This window comes from Trabulsiella odontotermitis (assembly GCF_001297775.1).
In the GTDB taxonomy this organism is placed as follows: domain Bacteria; phylum Pseudomonadota; class Gammaproteobacteria; order Enterobacterales; family Enterobacteriaceae; genus Trabulsiella; species Trabulsiella odontotermitis.
Genome location: NZ_LIFX01000002.1, coordinates 16,900 through 35,627 on the forward strand (window position 1 = coordinate 16,900; position 18,728 = coordinate 35,627).

20 protein-coding genes are annotated in these 18,728 nt (G+C 56.5%); 11 read left to right on the forward strand and 9 right to left on the reverse strand.

What is annotated here, in order from left to right; genetic code table 11:
• Positions 1 to 34: 34 nt before the first annotated feature.
• Complete coding sequence (locus tag AOY23_RS01880) at positions 35 to 487, forward strand: YhcH/YjgK/YiaL family protein (protein ID WP_054178159.1); 453 nt, start codon at positions 35 to 37, stop codon at positions 485 to 487.
• A 39-nt stretch (positions 488 to 526) separates the two neighbouring features.
• Here AOY23_RS01880 and argF read toward each other — a convergent pair whose 3' ends face one another.
• Positions 527 to 1,531 carry an ornithine carbamoyltransferase gene (gene argF, locus AOY23_RS01885; RefSeq protein ID WP_054178160.1) on the reverse strand — a complete coding sequence of 335 codons (1,005 nt, stop codon included), beginning with the start codon at positions 1,529 to 1,531 and terminating at the stop codon, positions 527 to 529.
• Between the two features lie 163 nt (positions 1,532 to 1,694).
• Between argF and rraB the strand changes: the two genes are divergently transcribed.
• From rraB to AOY23_RS01900, 3 genes are all read left to right on the forward strand, one after another.
• The gene (gene rraB, locus AOY23_RS01890) at positions 1,695 to 2,117 is read left to right on the forward strand and encodes a ribonuclease E inhibitor RraB (RefSeq protein WP_038156116.1); all 423 of its coding nucleotides are present in this window, start codon (positions 1,695 to 1,697) and stop codon (positions 2,115 to 2,117) included.
• A gap of 47 nt (positions 2,118 to 2,164) precedes the next feature.
• Positions 2,165 to 2,923 carry a tRNA isopentenyl-2-thiomethyl-A-37 hydroxylase MiaE gene (gene miaE / locus AOY23_RS01895; protein WP_054178161.1) on the forward strand — a complete coding sequence of 253 codons (759 nt, stop codon included), beginning with the start codon at positions 2,165 to 2,167 and terminating at the stop codon, positions 2,921 to 2,923.
• Positions 2,924 to 3,090: 167 nt separating this feature from the next.
• Positions 3,091 to 3,921: a hypothetical protein gene (locus tag AOY23_RS01900; protein ID WP_038156113.1), complete on the forward strand. Its 831-nt coding sequence runs from the start codon at positions 3,091 to 3,093 to the stop codon at positions 3,919 to 3,921.
• Between the two features lie 22 nt (positions 3,922 to 3,943).
• Here AOY23_RS01900 and AOY23_RS01905 read toward each other — a convergent pair whose 3' ends face one another.
• The 4 genes from AOY23_RS01905 to pepA all read right to left on the reverse strand — a co-directional run bounded on the left by AOY23_RS01905 (position 3,944) and on the right by pepA (position 9,523).
• Positions 3,944 to 4,447 (reverse strand): GNAT family N-acetyltransferase, encoded by a 504-nt coding sequence (locus AOY23_RS01905; protein ID WP_038156111.1) that lies wholly within the window; start codon positions 4,445 to 4,447, stop codon positions 3,944 to 3,946.
• A gap of 174 nt (positions 4,448 to 4,621) precedes the next feature.
• Positions 4,622 to 7,477, reverse strand: a complete 2,856-nt coding sequence (locus tag AOY23_RS01910; protein WP_054178162.1) for a valine--tRNA ligase — start codon at positions 7,475 to 7,477, stop codon at positions 4,622 to 4,624.
• Positions 7,477 to 7,920, reverse strand: a complete 444-nt coding sequence (gene holC / locus AOY23_RS01915) for a DNA polymerase III subunit chi (RefSeq protein ID WP_054178163.1) — start codon at positions 7,918 to 7,920, stop codon at positions 7,477 to 7,479. Before holC ends, AOY23_RS01910 begins: the two co-directional genes overlap by 1 nt.
• Positions 7,921 to 8,011: 91 nt before the next feature.
• The gene (gene pepA / locus AOY23_RS01920) at positions 8,012 to 9,523 is read right to left on the reverse strand and encodes a leucyl aminopeptidase (RefSeq protein WP_054178164.1); all 1,512 of its coding nucleotides are present in this window, start codon (positions 9,521 to 9,523) and stop codon (positions 8,012 to 8,014) included.
• 257 nt (positions 9,524 to 9,780) lie between these two features.
• On the opposite strand from pepA, the gene lptF reads away from it, so the two are divergent.
• Together lptF and lptG are read left to right on the forward strand one after the other, a co-directional pair.
• Positions 9,781 to 10,881: an LPS export ABC transporter permease LptF gene (gene lptF, locus AOY23_RS01925; protein ID WP_054178165.1), complete on the forward strand. Its 1,101-nt coding sequence runs from the start codon at positions 9,781 to 9,783 to the stop codon at positions 10,879 to 10,881.
• Positions 10,881 to 11,963, forward strand: coding sequence for an LPS export ABC transporter permease LptG (lptG, locus tag AOY23_RS01930; RefSeq protein ID WP_054178166.1), 1,083 nt, complete (start codon positions 10,881 to 10,883; stop codon positions 11,961 to 11,963). The genes lptF and lptG overlap by 1 nt, the downstream gene beginning before the upstream one ends.
• Positions 11,964 to 12,004: 41 nt before the next feature.
• On the opposite strand, the gene AOY23_RS01935 is transcribed toward lptG, so the two are convergent.
• The 3 genes from AOY23_RS01935 to ubiU form a co-directional block, all read right to left on the reverse strand.
• Positions 12,005 to 13,012 carry a luciferase-like monooxygenase gene (locus tag AOY23_RS01935; RefSeq protein WP_054178167.1) on the reverse strand — a complete coding sequence of 336 codons (1,008 nt, stop codon included), beginning with the start codon at positions 13,010 to 13,012 and terminating at the stop codon, positions 12,005 to 12,007.
• Positions 13,013 to 13,092: 80 nt separating this feature from the next.
• Positions 13,093 to 13,971: a U32 family peptidase gene (locus AOY23_RS01940; protein WP_054178448.1), complete on the reverse strand. Its 879-nt coding sequence runs from the start codon at positions 13,969 to 13,971 to the stop codon at positions 13,093 to 13,095.
• Positions 13,972 to 13,979: 8 nt separating this feature from the next.
• The gene (gene ubiU / locus AOY23_RS01945) at positions 13,980 to 14,975 is read right to left on the reverse strand and encodes a ubiquinone anaerobic biosynthesis protein UbiU (protein WP_054178168.1); all 996 of its coding nucleotides are present in this window, start codon (positions 14,973 to 14,975) and stop codon (positions 13,980 to 13,982) included.
• Between the two features lie 215 nt (positions 14,976 to 15,190).
• On the opposite strand from ubiU, the gene ubiT reads away from it, so the two are divergent.
• Both ubiT and AOY23_RS01955 read left to right on the forward strand, forming a co-directional pair.
• On the forward strand, positions 15,191 to 15,715 hold the full coding sequence (gene ubiT / locus AOY23_RS01950) for a ubiquinone anaerobic biosynthesis accessory factor UbiT (protein WP_054178169.1): 525 nt from the start codon (positions 15,191 to 15,193) through the stop codon (positions 15,713 to 15,715).
• A complete protein-coding gene (locus AOY23_RS01955; protein ID WP_054178170.1) occupies positions 15,709 to 16,212 on the forward strand; it encodes a GNAT family N-acetyltransferase in 504 nt (167 codons plus the stop codon). The genes ubiT and AOY23_RS01955 overlap by 7 nt, the downstream gene beginning before the upstream one ends.
• Here AOY23_RS01955 and AOY23_RS01960 read toward each other — a convergent pair.
• Positions 16,199 to 16,540, reverse strand: coding sequence for a GIY-YIG nuclease family protein (locus AOY23_RS01960; RefSeq protein WP_321164309.1), 342 nt, complete (start codon positions 16,538 to 16,540; stop codon positions 16,199 to 16,201). The genes AOY23_RS01955 and AOY23_RS01960 overlap by 14 nt on opposite strands.
• A gap of 14 nt (positions 16,541 to 16,554) precedes the next feature.
• Between AOY23_RS01960 and AOY23_RS01965 the strand changes: the two genes are divergently transcribed.
• Genes AOY23_RS01965 through AOY23_RS01975 form a run of 3 tightly spaced genes read left to right on the forward strand, consistent with a single transcriptional unit; the run spans position 16,555 to position 18,707 of the window.
• Positions 16,555 to 16,983 carry a YhbP family protein gene (locus AOY23_RS01965; protein ID WP_054178171.1) on the forward strand — a complete coding sequence of 143 codons (429 nt, stop codon included), beginning with the start codon at positions 16,555 to 16,557 and terminating at the stop codon, positions 16,981 to 16,983.
• Between the two features lie 3 nt (positions 16,984 to 16,986).
• The gene (locus AOY23_RS01970; protein ID WP_054178172.1) at positions 16,987 to 17,631 is read left to right on the forward strand and encodes an NAD(P)H-binding protein; all 645 of its coding nucleotides are present in this window, start codon (positions 16,987 to 16,989) and stop codon (positions 17,629 to 17,631) included.
• Positions 17,632 to 17,669: 38 nt separating this feature from the next.
• On the forward strand, positions 17,670 to 18,707 hold the full coding sequence (locus tag AOY23_RS01975; protein ID WP_054178173.1) for a permease: 1,038 nt from the start codon (positions 17,670 to 17,672) through the stop codon (positions 18,705 to 18,707).
• The last annotated feature ends 21 nt before the right edge of the window (positions 18,708 to 18,728 follow it).

Here is an 18,728-nt window from a genome sequence, read left to right on the forward strand (position 1 = left end):
AAAATGAAACGGTGTTTTAATTGAGGTAATAAACATGATCATTGGCAACATTCATCATCTTCAGTCCTGGCTTCCGGCTGAGCTTCGCGAGGCTATCGAATTCGTCAAAGCGAACGTGACCGCCGCCACGCCGCTGGGTAAGCATGATATCGACGGCAGCCGCCTGTTTTATCTGCTGTCAGAAGATATGACAGAACCGCTCGCGGCGCGTCGGGCAGAGTTTCATGCGCGCTATCTGGATATTCAGATCCTGTTGAAGGGTCAGGAAGGCATGACGTTCAGTACCCTGCCGAATGGCAAGCCGGAGACTGACTGGTTAGCGGATAAAGACATCGCTTTCCTGCCGGAAGGGGCGCAGGAAAAAACGGTGATCCTTAATGAAGGGGATTTCGTGGTGTTCTGGCCGGGGGAAGTGCATAAACCGCTCTGTGCGGTCGGTGCGCCCGCGCAGGTGCGTAAAGCTGTGGTGAAAATGCGGGTGGAATAAAAAGATTGCCCGGCGACGTTGTGCCGCCGGGCATGTTGGTTACTCGCCGAGCGTTGCCACCATGACGGCTTTGATGGTGTGCATCCGGTTTTCCGCCTGGTCGAAAACGATGCTGGCGGGGGATTCGAACACCTCATCCGTCACTTCCATGCCGCCATGCAGATTAAACTCTTCCGCCATTTTCTTACCGGCGGTGGTTTGATCGTCATGGAACGCGGGCAGGCAGTGCAGGAATTTAACGTTCGGGTTGCCGCTGAGTTTCATCATCTGGCTGTTCACCTGATAGTCGCGCAGCAGCGCAATCCGCTCGGCCCATTTTTCTTTCGGCTCGCCCATCGACACCCACACATCGGTATAGATGAAATCAGCGCCTTTAACGCCAGCGGCGATGTCTTCGGTGACCGTGATATTACCGCCGTGTTTCTTTGCCAGCGCGGTGCATTCGGCGACCAGACCGGCGTCCGGCCAGCAGGCTTTCGGTGCCACCAGACGCAGATCCAGCCCGGTGAGCGCGGCCGCTTCCAGCATCGAGTTACCCATGTTGTTGCGTGCGTCCCCGGCGTAAACCAGCGTCATCTCATTGAAGGCTTTGCCCGGCAGATGCTCCTGCATGGTCAGCAGGTCAGCCAGCAGTTGCGTCGGGTGGAACTCGTCCGTCAGACCGTTCCATACCGGCACACCCGCAAATTCTGCCAGCGTCTCAACCACTTCCTGCCCCCAGCCGCGATATTGAATGCCGTCAAACATCCGGCCCAGCACGCGCGCGGTATCTTTAATTGATTCTTTATGCCCAATCTGGTTTCCGTTTGACCCCAGATAAGTGACATGAGCACCCTGATCGTGTGCGGCAACTTCGAAAGAGCATCGTGTACGGGTTGAGTCTTTTTCGAAGATGAGCGCGATGTTTTTCCCGACCAGTTTTTGTTGCTCAACGCCTTGTTTTTTATCTTTTTTAAGGCTTGCAGCGAGCTGCACGAGCGAGATGATTTGTGCAGGGGTGAAATCGAGTAATTTCAGGAAATGCTTGTGATGTAACGACGTCATGTTTGCCTCTCATGGTACAGACCACTTGTTGAATTAAAATTCACTTTATATGGATTAATATTCACTTGCAACCCCGTATCACAAATCTTTTTCACAAAGGTGGAGGCATTGTCAGCGGTATGTGACAATAAGAGTGACTGCCGCACATTATGAGGAACGAGCAATGGCAAACCCGGAACACCTGGAAGAGCAACGTGAAGAGACGCGTCTCATCATTGAAGAATTACTGGAAGACGGTAGCGATCCGGACGCGCTGTACACCATCGAACACCATCTTTCCGCTGATGACTTAGAAACGCTGGAGAAAGTGGCTGTAGAGGCTTTCAAGCTGGGTTACGAAGTGACCGAGCCGGAAGAGCTGGAAGTGGAAGAGGGCGACGTGGTGATCTGCTGTGACATCCTCAGCGAATGCGCACTGAAGGCAGAACTGATTGATGCGCAGGTTGAACAGCTGATGAACCTGGCGGAGAAACACGACGTGGAGTACGACGGCTGGGGAACCTACTATGAGGATCCCAACGGTGAAGACGGCGAAGACGATGACGAAGATTACGTCGACGAAGATGATGACGGCGTTCGCCACTAAGCAATGACCCGTGCGGCGGGCTCTCCGCCGCACTGCAGGATTCAGGTATGGATTACCCGCAACTACTCGCCCCCGTTTTAGACTTTCTCCACTGCCCGACGCCCGTCGCGTGGATCGATGAAGCACGCAAACCTGCCCGGTTGCCACTGCTGCTCACCGATCATATGGTCTGCGAGCTGAAAGCCGCGCAAACCGCGATGTTACTGGTACGAAAATATATTGCCGATAAGCAGGGCGCAGAAGCGCTGCTTGAGTGGCTGAAACCCTACGAGGCTTTCACCTTCCGTGAAGGGCCGGAACCGGATTTCGTTGCGCTGCATAAGCAGATTGGCAAAAGTGTGATGCCGAAAACCGACGATCCCTGGGGGCAGCAACTTATCGACAGCATGGTGTTGCTCATCAAAGAGGAACTGCACCATTTCTGGCAGGTGCGGGAAATGATGCTGGTGCGCAATATCCCCTATGTCAAGATCACCGCCAGCCGCTATGCCAAAGGGATGCTGAAAGAAGTGCGCACTCACGAACCGTTGACGCTTATCGATAAGCTCATCTGTGGGGCATACATCGAAGCGCGCTCCTGCGAGCGATTCGCCGCACTGGCGCCGTACCTTGAGGCCGATCTACAGAAATTTTACTTGTCGTTGCTGCGTTCAGAAGCACGCCATTATCAGGACTACCTGACGCTGGCGCAGCAGGTGGCAAAAGAGGACATTTCCCCACGGGTGAAATTCTTTGGTGAAGTTGAGGCGCTGCTTATCACAACGCCTGATGCGGAGTTTCGCTTTCACAGCGGCGTACCTGTATAGCCTTGCTCCCGGCGCGTTCGCGCCGTTTTCCTCCCTCCCTCATCGTCACCCCTTGCGCAAATGAAAATATGGTGGCTGGAAATGCCCGTCCATTGCCGCAATAATCAACACTCATAAAGGGGAAATATAATCCCCGGCAGAACTCTTGATTGGAATAAGGATGGTTAATGAACTGGGCTCACGTAATTTTGGCAGGCTATATTGGCGCGGTGATTGCCGTGCTGGTCGGCGTATTTCGTAAAAAGGGTTGGGTAGGCAAGGCCGCCGGGGGCGTCATTTTCGTGGTGGCGATTATTGGTTGGAATCTGTTTGACGTGCACTATCTCATACCGCGCATGAGCCCGGATTATGGGCAGACCGAAGAGCAGAAATTTGAATCGGCGATGATGAGCATGCCGACGTTCCAGGTCATTAAAGAACAGGATCCGGCGTTCTGGCAGCATATTCTCGAGCTATCGGTGCAGATGAAAAAGGCGGGCAAAGATCAGCAGCAGATTATCGATGCCATCCAGCCGCAAATCCTGCAGCTACAAATGGCCCGGCTACAGCAGGCACCTGATGCCAACGTGGTTGAGTATATGAAAATCAACCTTGAGCAGATAGCCCAGGCGCAGGCCAGCGGCGATGACGTCTGCTTCCGCTTCCTGTTCCCGGCGGTGAAAGGCGGTATTAACCCGGTGAAAGTGATTTCCCATGAGCTTCTCACTCGCCGTACCGAGAGCGACGCGCGAATGATGCGTGCCGCCTACGGGCCGAATAAACACGCGGTCACGCCGCAGGAAAAACAGCAGGCGCTGGCAGATATGCAGGCCATTGGCCCGGGGCTGGTGCAGCGTTATGGGCAGGATATCGACATCATGTCTGACCCAAGCAAAGGCGTAGGCAAAGAGAAAGTCGCCTGTGGACTGGTGCAGGATTTCTGGTCGCAGGTTCTGGCAATGCCGGAAGCCAATGCCGCAGGCGTTGTTCGTTTGGCGCTATCGCCGGAAATGCAGTAAACCGGAAAACCCCTTTGAGCCATCAAAGGGGTTTGAGCATTCTCACTTCGCAGTCGACGTGGCCGGTGCAGCCAAGCGGTTCAGCGATACGCGCAAAGCCAAGGTGCTCATACAGACGAATTGCCTCGGTCAGGAACGCAGTCGTCTCCAGATAACATTGCTGGAAGCCCTGTTCGCGGGCATGTTCGAGTGCCATCAGCGCCAGTTTCTTCGCCAGGCCTTGCCCACGGGCTGTGGGTAAAAAATACATCTTCTGCAGTTCACAAATGCCCGATTCGCTACAGCTTAACGGGGCAACGCCACCGCCGCCGACAATCAACCCATTGCGTTCAACCACCCAATAAGCTGCGCCGGGCTGGCTGTAAACCTCGAACAATTCATCCAGGTTCGGATCGGCGACCGTGTAGCCTTTATCGGCGGTTAAACCGTATTCGGCAGAGACCTGGCGGATAACGGAGGCGATGGCGGCATTATCTTCAGCGGTTATCCGGCGAAGCGTCGCCGCAACGGGCGTAACAACACTCATAGCAAGCTCATGACATCAACGTGAAACATATGCAGTTAATAACACTGCGGGTAGGGGAAGCGCAAGCGAGGATAATTCACTAAAAAGCCCCTGAGCAACAGCATCAGGGGCTTTTCGGTCTGCTGCGTCGGATCTACAACGTTTATCCGACTGGCGGGTATAACCCCACGGCGCTTACAGCGCAGCGATAACTGCCTGCTGCTCAATCAGCTTCGCTTTCGCTTCGGCGTAGCCGGTCAGTTTTTCACGCTCTTTAGCGATAACCGCTTCCGGAGCGCGGGCCACAAACCCTTCGTTAGACAGCTTGCCTTCGATGCGGCCGATTTCCGCTTCGATTTTGGCTACTTCTTTCGCCAGGCGCGCCAGCTCATCTTCTTTATTGATGAGGCCTGCCATCGGGATCAGCAGCTCGGCGCCGTCGATGATTTTGGTCACGGAAACCGGGCCTTTGTCATCAGCTGGCAGCACGGTGATGCTTTCCAGGCGGGCCAGCGTCTGCAGGAAGCTCTGGTTGTCGTTCACGCGGCGTACAGCATCAGTGCTGCAGCCACGGAGCAGCAGTTCCAGCGGTTTACCCGGGGCGATGTTCATTTCCGCACGGATGTTACGCACTGCCACGATCGCCTGCTTCAGCCATTCGGTATCGGCCAGCGCAGTGTCATCGACCTTCGCCGCATCGAACTGCGGGAACGGCTGCAGCATGATGGTGTCAGCGGTAATGCCGCAAATCACTTTCACGCGCTGCCAGATGGTTTCGGTAATGAACGGGATGATCGGGTGTGCCAGACGCAGCAGACCTTCCAGTACAGTCACCAGCGTATTACGCGTGCCGCGCAGTTCCGCTTCAGAACCGCCAGTCATCACCGGCTTGGTCAGCTCCAGATACCAGTCGCAGAACTGGTTCCAGGTAAACTCATACAGAATGCCGGCGGCGATGTCGAAACGATAACCGTCCAGCGCTTCACGGTAGGCTTTCACGGTCTGGTTAAATTCTGCGAGGATCCAGCGGTCAGCCAGCGACAGCACTTTTTCGCCGCCATTGAAGCCGCAATCCTGATCTTCGGTGTTCATCAGCACAAAGCGGCTGGCGTTCCACAGCTTGTTACAGAAGTTGCGATACCCTTCCAGACGTTTCATATCCCAGTTGATATCGCGGCCGGTCGAGGCCAGCGCCGCGAGGGTGAAACGCAGGGCGTCAGTACCGTGCGGCTCAATGCCTTCCGGGAACTGTTTTTCGGTACGCTTGCGAATTTTCTCCGCCAGTTGTGGCTGCATCATGTTGCCGGTGCGTTTTTCCAGCAGATCCTCAAGTGCGATACCATCAACCATATCCAGCGGGTCAATAACGTTGCCTTTGGATTTGGACATCTTCTGGCCTTCGTCGTCGCGAATCAGACCGGTCATGTAGACAGTCTTAAACGGTACCTGCGGCTTGCCGTTTTCATCTTTGATGAAATGCATGGTCATCATGATCATGCGGGCGATCCAGAAGAAAATGATGTCGAAACCAGACACCATCACGCTGGTCGGGTGGAACTGACGCAGCGCATCGGTGTTTTCCGGCCAGCCGAGGGTGGAGAACGTCCACAGCGCGGAGGAGAACCAGGTATCCAGCACGTCTTCGTCCTGACGCAGCGGGACGTCGGCGGCGATGTTGTTTTCCTGACGCACTTCCGCTTCGCTGCGGCCAACGTACACGTTGCCCTGCTCGTCGTACCATGCCGGGATGCGATGACCCCACCACAGCTGACGAGAAATACACCAGTCCTGAATATCGCGCATCCAGGAGAAGTACATGTTTTCGTATTGTTTCGGCACGAACTGGATGTCGCCGTTCTCAACCGCTTCAATCGCCGGTTTCGCCAGCGGTGCAACGCGAACGTACCACTGGTCGGTCAGCATTGGCTCGATCACCACGCCGCCACGGTCGCCGTACGGGACGGTCAGATCGTGCGGTTTGATCTCTTCCAGCAGACCGAGCGCATCAATGGCGGCAACCACCGCTTTACGCGCGGCAAAACGTTCCAGTTTCTGGAACTCCGCCGGGATTTCGCTGGAGTACACATCGCTTTCCACGCCGTTGGTGTCGTACACCTGCGCGCTTTCACGGATATCGCCGTCAAAGGTGAAGATGTTGATCATCGGCAGGGCATGACGACGACCGACTTCATAGTCGTTAAAATCGTGCGCCGGGGTGATTTTCACACAGCCGGTGCCTTTTTCCATATCCGCGTGTTCGTCGGCGACGATCGGGATACGGCGGTTAACCAGCGGCAGCACCACGAATTTACCAACCAGATCTTTATAACGCGGATCTTCCGGGTTGACGGCCACGCCGGTATCGCCGAGCAGGGTTTCCGGACGAGTCGTGGCGACAACTAAGTAATCTTTACCGTCTGCGGTTTTCGCGCCATCGGCCAGCGGATAGCGGATGTGCCACATGGAGCCTTTCGACTCGCGGTTTTCCACTTCGAGGTCGGAAATGGCGGTGCGCAGTTTCGGGTCCCAGTTGACCAGACGCTTGCCGCGGTAGATCAGATCTTCTTTGTGCAGACGGACAAACACTTCTTTCACGGCATTGGAAAGGCCTTCGTCCATCGTGAAGCGCTCGCGCTCCCAGTCGACGGAGTTACCCAGACGACGCATCTGACGGGTAATGGTGCCGCCAGACTCCGCTTTCCACTGCCAGATTTTGTCGATGAAGGCGTCGCGGCCATAGTCGTGACGGGTTTTACCTTCTTCGGCGGCAATTTTGCGCTCAACCACCATCTGCGTCGCGATACCTGCGTGGTCAGTACCGACCTGCCACAGGGTATTTTTACCCTGCATGCGCTGGTAACGGATCATGGTGTCCATGATGGTTTGCTGGAAAGCGTGACCCATATGCAAACTGCCGGTGACGTTCGGCGGCGGGATCATGATGCAGAAACTTTCCTGGCTTTCATCGCCATTCGGTTTGAAATAGCCCTGCTTTTCCCAGTGCTCGTAAAGCGGCTGTTCGATATCTTGTGGGTTGTATGTTTTTTCCATTATTTCCAGGTTGCCGTGGTCAGGTTGAAACCGGCTACGCGGTACGCTTTGTAACGTTCGCGGGCCAGTTGTTTCAAAGAATCTTCGTAGGGGACGAAGTCTATCACTTCTGTGAAAGCGGTGGCAAAATCTGCAAAGCCTGTACGCAGACTAATCAGCAGTTCCCGCGGGCTGCTGTTGCGCTTTTGCGGCCAGGCGATCTCCACCGGCGCACCGCCACGCGGGCCTTCGCCCGACAGGTTGTGCGGCACAAAACTTTCGGGTGGGCGCGTCCACAGCGCTTCATCAAGACGCACCGCCTGCGCTTCATCTTCACAGGCGATCAGAACGCGTTTACCGTTACGCCAACGTTCTGCGGCAATTTCACACACCAGTTGTTCGACAGCGCTTAAGCCCTCGACTGTGTTGTCGTTGTCCAGCAGGTAGAACGTTGCGTTTTTCATGATATGGGGTTTCTTGTCTGAATTTAAATACGAAGCCGGGTGGCGCTAGGCTTACCCGGCCTACATACTACGGTTTATTGCCGTTTTTACCTTACTCTTCGCCGTTAAAACCAGCACGATTGAGCAGGAACTGCGACAGCAGCGCGACCGGGCGACCCGTCGCACCTTTGGTTTTACCGGAACGCCATGCGGTACCGGCGATGTCCAGATGCGCCCAGTTGTACTTGCGGGTAAAGCGCGACAGGAAGCAGCCAGCGGTAATTGCCCCGCCAGGACGCCCGCCGATGTTGGCCATATCCGCAAAGTTGGAGTCCAGTTGTTCCTGATACTCATCACCCAGCGGCAAACGCCACGCGCGATCGCCGGACTGCTCGGACGCGCCGATCAGCTCATGCGCCAGCGGATTGTGGTTCGACATCAGACCGCTGATGTGATGGCCGAGCGCAATCACGCATGCGCCGGTCAGCGTCGCGACGTCAATCACCGCTTCCGGCTCGTAACGTTCGACGTAGGTCAGCACATCGCACAGCACCAGACGACCTTCGGCATCGGTATTCAGCACTTCAACCGTCTGCCCGGACATGGTGGTCAGCACGTCGCCAGGACGATAGGCACGACCGCCAGGCATGTTTTCACAGCCCGCCAGCACGCCAATCACATTGATCGGTAACTGAAGTTCCGCGACCATCCGCATCACGCCGTAAACGGCCGCCGCACCGCACATGTCGTACTTCATTTCGTCCATGGCGTCGGCAGGCTTGATGGAGATACCGCCGGAATCGAACGTCAGGCCTTTACCCACCAGCACGATAGGGCGAGCGTCTTCCGCCGGATTGCCTTTGTACTCAATCACCGACATCAGCGATTCGTTCTGCGAACCGTTGCCGACAGCCAGGTAAGCGTGCATGCCCAGCTCGCGCATCTGCTGTTCGCCGATGACGCGGGTGATGACATTTTTGCTCCAGGCATCCGCCAGTTGACGCGCCTGAGACGCGAGATAGGCGGCGTTACAGATATTTGGCGGCATATTGCCGAGATCTTTCGCGGCCTTGATACCGGCGGCAATCGCCAGACCGTGTTGAATGGCGCGCTCACCGCTGGTCAGTTCGCGGCGGGTCGGCACATTGAACACCATTTTACGCAGCGGACGGCGCGGCTCGCTTTTGTTGGTTTTCAACTGATCGAAGCTGTACAGCGTCTCTTTCGCGGTTTCCACCGCCTGGCGTACTTTCCAGTAGTTATTACGTCCTTTGACGTGCAGCTCGGTCAGAAAACAGACCGCTTCCATTGACCCTGTATCATTCAGGGTATTAATCGTTTTCTGGATAACCTGCTTATACTGACGTTCATCCAGTTCACGTTCTTTGCCGCAACCAATCAGCAGAATGCGCTCCGACAATACGTTGGGAACGTGATGAAGCAGCAGGGTCTGACCCGGCTTACCTTCGAGTTCACCACGGCGCAGCAGAGCGCTGATGTAGCCGTCGCTGATTTTATCGAGTTGTTCGGCGACCGGGGAGAGGCGACGCGGTTCAAAGACGCCCACAACGATGCAGGCACTGCGCTGTTTCTCCGGGCTACCGCTTTTTACACTGAACTCCATGCACTACGCTCCTGAATCTTAAAGACAACGGCGGTGGCTACAGATAGAATTGAAAGCTTTCGTAACTCATGTCCGCTGTTGCGGTGACTTCATGATATTCTTACTGAGTCTACGGTTTGAACACGTTTGAAAACGTGAAGCCGCTGGGTAGTTTAATCTTAGCGATGTTTTCAACGACTCAAGAGAATAAATGACGTTTAAGCCATGAAACAAGCTATTTTCCTGCAACAAGACGGGTTTTTACGGGCGTATTTATAGTGATAATCATAAGATATCTGGTGCGGGAGACGCTGAAAAGCCAGCTTGCTATCCTCTTCATCCTGCTGCTGATCTTTTTTTGCCAGAAGCTGGTCAGGATCCTCGGCGCCGCGGTTGATGGTGAAATCCCGACAAATCTCGTGCTTTCTCTGCTGGGCCTCGGTGTCCCGGAGATGGCGCAATTGATCCTGCCACTGAGCCTGTTTCTCGGGTTGTTAATGACGCTGGGCAAACTGTACACCGAAAGTGAAATCACGGTGATGCATGCCTGCGGTCTGAGTAAAGCGGTATTGATTAAAGCAGCGATGATCCTGGCGCTGTTTACCGGCATTATTGCGGCCGTGAATGTGATGTGGGCGGGACCGTGGTCCTCACGTCATCAGGATGAAGTGCTGGCGGAAGCCAAAGCCAACCCCGGCATGGCGGCGCTGGCACAAGGGCAGTTCCAGCAGGCCACCGACGGCAACGCGGTGCTGTTTATCGAAAGTGTCGACGGCAGCAGTTTTAAAGATGTTTTCCTCGCCCAGTTGCGTCCGAAAGGCAACGCCCGCCCGTCCGTGGTGGTCGCTGATTCCGGTCAACTGGCGCAGCACAAAGACGGCTCACAAGTGGTGACGCTCAACGAAGGGACGCGCTTTGAAGGCACCGCGATGCTGCGCGACTTCCGCATCACCGATTTCCAGAATTATCAGGCGATTATCGGTCACCAGGCGGTGGCACTTGATCCGGATGATACCGAGCAGATGGACATGCGCACACTGTGGAACACCGATAACGACCGCGCCCGCGCTGAGCTGCACTGGCGTTTCACGCTGGTATTCACCGTCTTTATGATGGCGCTGATGGTGGTGCCGCTGAGCGTGGTCAACCCGCGCCAGGGGCGTGTGCTTTCGATGCTGCCCGCCATGCTGCTGTATCTGGTGTTCTTCCTGTTGCAGACGTCGCTCAAATCGAACGGCGGCAAAGGCAAGCTGGATCCGATGATCTGGATGTGGGCGGTCAACCTGCTGTATCTCGCCATCGCTGTCATGCTGAACCTGTGGGATACGTTGCCGGTGCGTCGTTTACGTGCCCGTTTTATGCATAAAGGAGCCGTGTAATGCAGGCGTTCGGCGTTCTTGACCGCTATATCGGTAAAACCATTTTTAACACCATCATGCTGACGTTGTTCATGCTGGTGTCGCTCTCCGGCATCATCAAGTTTGTTGACCAGCTTAAGAAAGCCGGGCAGGGGAGCTACGATGCGATGGGCGCAGGGATGTACACCCTCCTGAGCATCCCGAAAGACATTCAAATCTTCTTCCCGATGGCCGCGCTGCTCGGCGCGCTGCTGGGGCTCGGTATGCTGGCGCAACGCAGCGAGCTGGTGGTGATGCAGGCCTCCGGCTTTACCCGTATGCAGGTGGCGCTGTCGGTGATGAAAACCGCAATCCCGCTGGTGCTGCTGACCATGGCGATTGGCGAATGGGTGGCGCCGCAGGGCGAGCAGATGGCGCGTAACTATCGTGCACAGCAGATGTACGGCGGTTCGTTGCTTTCCACGCAGCAGGGGCTGTGGGCGAAAGACGGGCACAATTTTGTCTATATCGAACGGGTGAAAGGTGACGACGAACTGGGCGGCGTGAGTATTTACTCGTTCAATAATCAACGTCGTTTGCAATCCGTTCGCTATGCCGCGACGGCGAAATTCGATAACCAGAACAAACTCTGGCGGCTGTCGCAGGTGGATGAATCCAACCTGACCAATCCGAAGCAGGTGACTGGCAGCCAGACGGTGAGCGGCACCTGGAAAACCAACCTGACGCCGGACAAACTCGGCGTGGTGGCGCTGGATCCGGACGCGCTCTCCATCAGTGGTCTGCATAACTACGTGCGCTATCTGAAGTCGAGCGGGCAGGACTCCGGCCGTTATCAGCTCAACATGTGGAGCAAAATCTTCCAGCCACTCTCCGTGGCGGTGATGATGTTAATGGCGTTGTCGTTTATTTTTGGCCCGCTGCGTAGCGTGGCGATGGGGGTGCGCGTGGTGACGGGGATTAGCTTCGGTTTCGTGTTCTACGTGCTGGATCAGATCTTCGGCCCGCTGACGCTGGTGTATGGCATTCCGCCAGTGGTGGGTGCCCTGCTGCCGAGCGCCTCGTTCTTCCTGATAAGCCTCTGGCTGATGATGCGCAAAGCGTAATCAGCCGATTCCCCCGGCCTTTTGCAGGCCGGGGTGAGGTTTTACCCTAACAGTTCTTCTTTCACCTGCATCGCCAGCTCGAACGAGTGCAGGCGCGCCTGATTATCGAAAATCTGCCCGTTGACCATGATTTCATCGGCCTGCGTTTCGCGCAGCATCGATTCCAGCCCGTGACGAATTTTTGTCTTATCACCTACCAGTGACATGCTCAACGCCTGCTGGACGCCGTACTGCTCTGACGGTGACCAGAACTGATCCATATTCTGGATCGGCGGTGGCAACTGGCCGGTCTCGCCGCGGCGCAGTTTCACAAACGCCTGCTGCATTGAGGTAAACAGGAATTCGGCATCGCGATTGCTGTCGGCGGCAATGATATTGATGCACACCATCGCGTACGGTTTTTCCAGTCGTTCCGACGGTTTGAAGTTCGTGCGATACAGATGCAGCGCCTGGAAGAGCATATCCGGCGCGAAGTGCGACGCAAAAGCAAACGGCAGGCCAAGCTGTGCGGCCAGTTGAGCGCTGTAGAGGCTGGAGCCGAGCAACCAGACCGGCACTTTCTCGCCGTAGCCCGGCACCGGACGCACATGCGGATGGGGATCGCGGGCGTCGAACCAGTCCACCAGTTCCGCGACATCGCGCGGGAAATTGTCGACGTCGCCGCTCATATGACGACGCAGCGCCATCATGGTGCGCTGATCACTGCCCGGCGCGCGTCCCAGCCCCAGATCGATACGACCAGGATAGAGCGTATTGAGCGTGCCGAACTGTTCGGCGATCACCAGCGGCGAGTGGTTCGGCAGCATCACACCGCCGGAACCCAGATGCAGTGTGGTGGTATTCGCCGCCAGATAACCAATCAGCACTGAGGTCGCCGCACTGGCGATGCCGGTCATGTTGTGATGCTCCGCCAGCCAGTAGCGGTGATAGCCGCGCTTTTCTGCGAGGCGGGCGAGATCTAACGAGTGTGAAAAGGCGTCTCTGGCAGAGGCGCCCTGGGGGATCGGCGCGAGATCGAGCACCGAAAAAGGAATGGTTTTGTCAGTCATAACGGCTCACTTTGTTACCGGTTAATCTTTTCATACTGCATTAAAGATTAGCTAAAGCTGTTAACAAAGTGAGCTATTTATCAGGCCTGCAGCTCCAGACCGGCAAGGCGTTTCCAGTAACCGTTACAGTCGCTGAGCGGAGCCAGCGCAAGCGGCGCAGCGCCATTTTCATTGGCGCGGAAGGCGTCCAGCATCGCGAACGTTTCAGTACCCAGCGGCGAAAGGCGCACGATATCCACCAGGCCTTTCATCGAGTTCAGCTCGTTGCCGAGGTTATAAACATAACCGCTCATGGTCTGAATCCCGTTCAGCACGAACACCTGCTGGTTTTCCTGCGACAGCACGCTGCGCCCGTTCGGATATTTGATGCAGCAGGTTTCGCATTCATCCTTCGGGCGATCTTCGGAGCGTGCCGTGAAGCAGCGAGCGGAATACGCCAGCGGCAGATGGCCATAGCTCAGCACTTCCACCTCGAACTGGCGGCGGATGCCCAGCTCATCGCATTGATCAAGCAGATTGGCCAGCCAGTCGCGGGAAAGTTCAACCGGCATGCACCAGCGCACCATCCCCTGTTTCAGCAGCAGACGCAAGGTGACCGCGTTATAGCAGTTCAGCGCATGGCTGGCGACAAAAGGCAGCTTGCGCTCGGCGCACAGGTTCACCACGCCGAGATCGCTCGCTTCGAGCAGGAAATCGCCGTTGTCGACGTAGCGCTTCAGTTCACTCAGTTCTGACGATGCCTGTACCAGTGCCAGCGTCGACAGCACCACCTGCTTGCCGCTGGTGGCGAGGCTCTTCGCCATGTCTATCCAGTCGCCGACTTTGGTGGCGCGGCGTTTGCTGCACACCGTTTCGCCGAGATAGATGACATCCGCGCTGCTGTTTGCCGCCTGCTGGTAGAACGATTCCAGCGTCTCTTTCGACCAGTAGTAAAGCACCGGCCCTAATGAATATTTCATCATGTTTCCTACTGCCATTTGCGGTGATAAGCGCCAAGCGTCGTCTGGCTACCCTCGGACATCGCGCCGAGCGTGTCCATCCAGGCGGCCTGCGGGACGAAGTTCTGCGGATCGGCTTTACAGCGATCGATCGCCTGACGCCACACTTTCGCCACCTGGCTGACATACGCCGGGCTGCGCTGACGGCCTTCAATTTTCACCGAAGCGATATTCGCCGCCAGTAGCTCCGGCAGCAACTCAAGCGTGTTGAGGCTGGTCGGCTCCTCCAGCGCGTGATAGCGCTCGCCGTCAACCAGATAGCGCCCCTTGCACAGCGTCGGGTAACCGGCATTTTCTCCGTCCTGATAACGGTCGATCAGCACTTCGTTGAGGCGTGATTCCAGCCCCTGTGGCGTTTGCTGCCAGCGCACAAAGCGGGCAGGAGAGCAGGCGCCGACGGTGTTGGGGGATTCGCCGGTTAAATACGACGACAGATAGCAGCGCCCTTCGGCCATGATGCACAGACTGCCAAACGCGAAGACTTCCAGCGGCACTGGCGTAGACCGCGCCAGTTGCTTAACCTGATGGATAGAGAGCACGCGCGGCAGCACCACGCGCGCCACGTCGAAATGACGGTGATAAAAGCGAATCGCCTCTTCGTTGGTAGCGGATGCCTGAACGGAGACATGGCGTTCGATATGTGGATAACGCTCTGCGGCATACTCCAGCATGGCGAGATCGGCGAGGATCAGCGCGTCGGCGCCCAGTTGTGCCGCCATATCCACCGCGCGCTGCCAGCGGGCGTAGCCGTCCGGGTGCGCAAAGGTATTGATGGCGATGTGCAGCTTACGGCGATGCTGATGCACAAAGCTGACCGCTTCCTGTAGCTTTTTTTCGGTGAAGTTAAGGCCGGCAAAATGTCGGGCGTTGGTGTCGTCCTTCAGCCCGATATAAACAGCATCCGCGCCGTTTTCAATGGCCGCCTTAAGCGCCGGGAGGTTTCCGGCAGGGCAGAGCAGCTCCATAATATTTCCTGAGAGCGCGACCACCTGGATCGCAAGAATTGTTAACGAACTGGGATTTTAGTTAACCCATCAGCAATAATTTTTGATTTGAGGCAGTTAAAAGCGTATTGATGGCACCAATAGTGGGTAGTAATGATGTTTGTTGATTTGCGCCGCTATGTCAGTTATCGGATATGGCAAAATAGCGGCACTACAGATTTAAGGGAGTAAAGCTCGTGTTGGATAAACTGCGTTCACGCCTGGTGCACTTAGGTCCGTCTCTGATGAGCGTGCCGGTTAAACTGACGCCATTTGCCCTTAAGCGTCAGGTACTGGAACAGGTCTTAAGCTGGCAATTCCGCCAGGCGCTGGCCGACGGGGAACTGGAATTCCTTGAAGGGCGCTGGTTAAAAATAGCGGTGCGTGATATCGACCTGACGTGGTTCACCACCGTAGAAAACGATCGTCTGATCGTGAGCCAGTCTGCGGAGGCAGATGTCAGTTTTAGTGCGGATGCCAGCGATTTGCTGATGATTGCCGCGCGCAAACAGGACCCGGATACGCTCTTTTTCCAGCGTCGCTTAGTGATTGAAGGCGATACGGAACTGGGGCTGTATGTCAAAAACCTGATGGACGCCATTGAGCTTGAGCAGATGCCGAAAGCGCTGCGCATCATGCTGCTGCAACTGGCGGACTTTGTTGAGGCTGGGCTGAAAAGCGAGCCGACAACTAAACACACATCGGTAGGTGAGCCATGCTGATTCGAGTTGAAATTGGAATCGATGCCCCGGGGATAGACGCGCTGCTGCGTCGTTCATTTAACCGCGATGATGAAGCGACACTGGTGCACGATCTGCGGGAAGATGGTCTGGTGACGCTGGGTTTAGTGGCGACCGACGACGACGGGCAGGTGATTGGCTATGTCGCCTTCAGCCCGGTCACCGTCAATGACGATGATCTGCAATGGGTAGGTCTGGCGCCGCTGGCTGTCGATGAACAATACCGTGGGCAAGGTCTCGCGCGGCAACTGGTCTACGAAGGGCTGGACTCGCTGAATGAGTTTGGTTATGCCGCTGTGGTGGCGCTCGGTGAACCGGCGTTGTACAAAAAACTCGGGTTTGAACTGGCGGCGCAGCATGATCTGCGCTGTCGCTGGCCGGAAACGCAGGATGCATTTTTCGTCCACCGCCTCGCCGATGACGCCCTGAACGGCGTTCACGGCCTCGTCGAGTATCACGACCATTTCAATCGCTTTTAAGCACTGACGTTTGCAGGCTCGCCAGCAGAGTCTCAAACGTCCCGTCTCCGGCCACGAGGCGCTCTTTCTGGCGCTTTGTGAGCTGTTTAATTCGGTACTCCAGTCGTAGCGCAAGTGAGCGTTCGCCAACCTCGCCAGAGAACGCCAGCCGCAATTCGCCTTTTCCGCGCAACGCTTTCGCCCCTTTCCCGCATTGATGCTGCAGAAAACGCCGTTCAACATCGGTGGTGATCCCGGTGTAGAGATGATTGTCAGCGGTACGAATCAGATAGAGAAACCAGCGCACGATGAAAGATGTCAGTATGTTAAGGTGAAGGCACCTTAGCACAAGGAAAGAACAAGATGGAAACCCCTGATGCCATCAGTCGCTGGCTGATGAAACAACATGTCGTGACGTGGTGCGTCGCAAGCGAAGGCAATCTCTGGTGCGCCAACGCCTTTTATCTCTACGATCCGCAAACCGTGGTGTTTTATCTGCTCACCGAGGACAACACCCGGCACGCGCAAATGGCGGGCAACAACGCCCCGGTGGCGGGAACGGTTAACGGCCAGCCGAAAACCGTTGCGCTGATCCGCGGCGTGCAGTTTACGGGGGAAATCCGGCGGCTTGAGGGTGAGGAAAGCGAGGCCGCGCGGGCGCGTTATAACCGGCGGTTTCCGGTCGCCAGAGCGATGTCGGCGCCGGTGTGGGAAATCCGTGTTGATGAGCTAAAATTCACTGACAATACGCTGGGGTTTGGTAAAAAAATCCACTGGTTGCGTCAGGAGTAATGCATGAGTCAGGTTCTTATCACCGGCGCCACCGGTCTGGTTGGTGGGCACTTACTGCGGATGTTGATTCAGACGCCGCGCATCAACGCCATCGCCGCGCCGACGCGTCGTCCGCTGAGCGATATGCCCGGCGTGCTTAATCCCCACGATCCGCAACTCACGGACGCGCTTGCGCAGGTGACTGATCCTGTCGACATCGTGTTTTGCTGTCTGGGGACGACGCGCCGCGAGGTGGGCAGCAAAGAGGCGTTTGTGCATGCCGATTACACGCTGGTGGTGGACACCGCGCTGACCGGGCTGCGCCTGGGGGCGAAGCATATGCTGGTGGTAAGCTCGATGGGCGCGAATGCGCACTCGCCTTTTTTCTACAACCGCGTAAAGGGCGAAATGGAAGCGACGCTGATGGCGCAGCCCTGGGAGCGACTCACGATTGTGCGTCCGTCGATGCTGCTTGGTGAAAGGTCGACGCACCGCCTGAATGAGTCGCTGCTGGCGCCGCTGTTCTCGCTGATGCCCGGAAACTGGAAATCAATTGCCGCCAGAGACGTGGCAAGCGCGATGTTGCGTGAAGCACTCTCGCCTTCTCAGGAAGGGGTAAACATTATCCACTCCGCAAAACTGCGTGAAATTGCCGAAAACGAGGCGTAATATTCCCCAACTTCACTTCAATCTCCCTGGGGAATGCTATGGCTGGTCAGTCTTCATCTCAGGCGGCAACACCGTTTCAGTGGTGGAAACCCGCTCTCTTTTTTCTCGTCGTTATCGTTGGTCTCTGGTATGTGAAATGGCAGCCGTATTACGGCAAAGCCTTCACCGCCGCTGAAACGCACAGTATCGGTAAATCCATTCTTGCTCAGGCGGACAGCAATCCGTTCCGCGCCGCGTGGGACTACGCGCTGGTCTATTTTCTCGCTGTCTGGAAAGCCGCCGTGCTGGGCGTCATCCTCGGGTCATTAATTCAGGTGCTGATCCCGCGCGACTGGTTGCTACGCACGCTGGGGCAGAGCCGTTTTCGCGGCACGCTGCTGGGCACGCTGTTTTCCCTGCCGGGCATGATGTGCACCTGCTGCGCCGCACCGGTGGCGGCGGGAATGCGTCGTCAACAGGTGTCGATGGGCGGCGCGCTGGCGTTCTGGATGGGCAACCCGCTGCTTAACCCGGCGACGCTGGTGTTTATGGGCTTTGTTCTCGGCTGGCAGTTTACCCTCATCCGCCTTGTGGCGGGTCTGGCGACGGTGCTGGTGGTAGCGACGCTGGTGCAGAAATGGGTGAAAGAGACGGCGCAACAACCTTCGCCGGTCGAGCTGGAAGTGACGCAACCGCAGGGCAGCTTCCTGTCCCGCTGGCTGAACGCGCTGTGGTCGCTGTTCTGGAGCACCATCCCGGTCTACATTCTGGCGGTGCTGGTTCTCGGCGCGGCGCGCGTCTGGTTGTTCCCGCACGCGGACGGTTTAGTCAGCAACACGCTGTTTTGGGTAGTGGCGATGGCGATTGCCGGGTGTCTGTTCGTGATCCCGACTGCGGCGGAAATACCTATCGTGCAGACGATGATGCTCGCCGGAATGGGTACTGCGCCTGCGCTGGCATTGCTGATTACGCTGCCCGCCGTAAGCGTGCCGTCGCTGATCATGCTGCGAAAAGCCTTCCCGGCGAAAGCGCTGTGGCTGACCGGTGCGCTGGTGGCCCTTAGCGGTGCCGTGGTGGGGGGAATTGCGTTACTGTAAGCGGAAAACGCCCGGTACACG

Bases quoted from the DNA above. Each gene is read 5' to 3' on its own strand.
- AOY23_RS01880 (WP_054178159.1), top strand. From the start codon at position 35: ATGATCATTGGCAACATTCATCATCTTCAGTCCTGGCTTCCGGCTGAG.
- argF (WP_054178160.1), bottom strand. From the start codon at position 1,531: ATGACGTCGTTACATCACAAGCATTTCCTGAAATTACTCGATTTCACC.
- rraB (WP_038156116.1), top strand. From the start codon at position 1,695: ATGGCAAACCCGGAACACCTGGAAGAGCAACGTGAAGAGACGCGTCTC.
- miaE (WP_054178161.1), top strand. From the start codon at position 2,165: ATGGATTACCCGCAACTACTCGCCCCCGTTTTAGACTTTCTCCACTGC.
- AOY23_RS01900 (WP_038156113.1), top strand. From the start codon at position 3,091: ATGAACTGGGCTCACGTAATTTTGGCAGGCTATATTGGCGCGGTGATT.
- AOY23_RS01905 (WP_038156111.1), bottom strand. From the start codon at position 4,447: ATGAGTGTTGTTACGCCCGTTGCGGCGACGCTTCGCCGGATAACCGCT.
- AOY23_RS01910 (WP_054178162.1), bottom strand. From the start codon at position 7,477: ATGGAAAAAACATACAACCCACAAGATATCGAACAGCCGCTTTACGAG.
- holC (WP_054178163.1), bottom strand. From the start codon at position 7,920: ATGAAAAACGCAACGTTCTACCTGCTGGACAACGACAACACAGTCGAG.
- pepA (WP_054178164.1), bottom strand. From the start codon at position 9,523: ATGGAGTTCAGTGTAAAAAGCGGTAGCCCGGAGAAACAGCGCAGTGCC.
- lptG (WP_054178166.1), top strand. From the start codon at position 10,881: ATGCAGGCGTTCGGCGTTCTTGACCGCTATATCGGTAAAACCATTTTT.
- AOY23_RS01935 (WP_054178167.1), bottom strand. From the start codon at position 13,012: ATGACTGACAAAACCATTCCTTTTTCGGTGCTCGATCTCGCGCCGATC.
- AOY23_RS01940 (WP_054178448.1), bottom strand. From the start codon at position 13,971: ATGAAATATTCATTAGGGCCGGTGCTTTACTACTGGTCGAAAGAGACG.
- ubiU (WP_054178168.1), bottom strand. From the start codon at position 14,975: ATGGAGCTGCTCTGCCCTGCCGGAAACCTCCCGGCGCTTAAGGCGGCC.
- AOY23_RS01955 (WP_054178170.1), top strand. From the start codon at position 15,709: ATGCTGATTCGAGTTGAAATTGGAATCGATGCCCCGGGGATAGACGCG.
- AOY23_RS01965 (WP_054178171.1), top strand. From the start codon at position 16,555: ATGGAAACCCCTGATGCCATCAGTCGCTGGCTGATGAAACAACATGTC.
- AOY23_RS01970 (WP_054178172.1), top strand. From the start codon at position 16,987: ATGAGTCAGGTTCTTATCACCGGCGCCACCGGTCTGGTTGGTGGGCAC.
- AOY23_RS01975 (WP_054178173.1), top strand. From the start codon at position 17,670: ATGGCTGGTCAGTCTTCATCTCAGGCGGCAACACCGTTTCAGTGGTGG.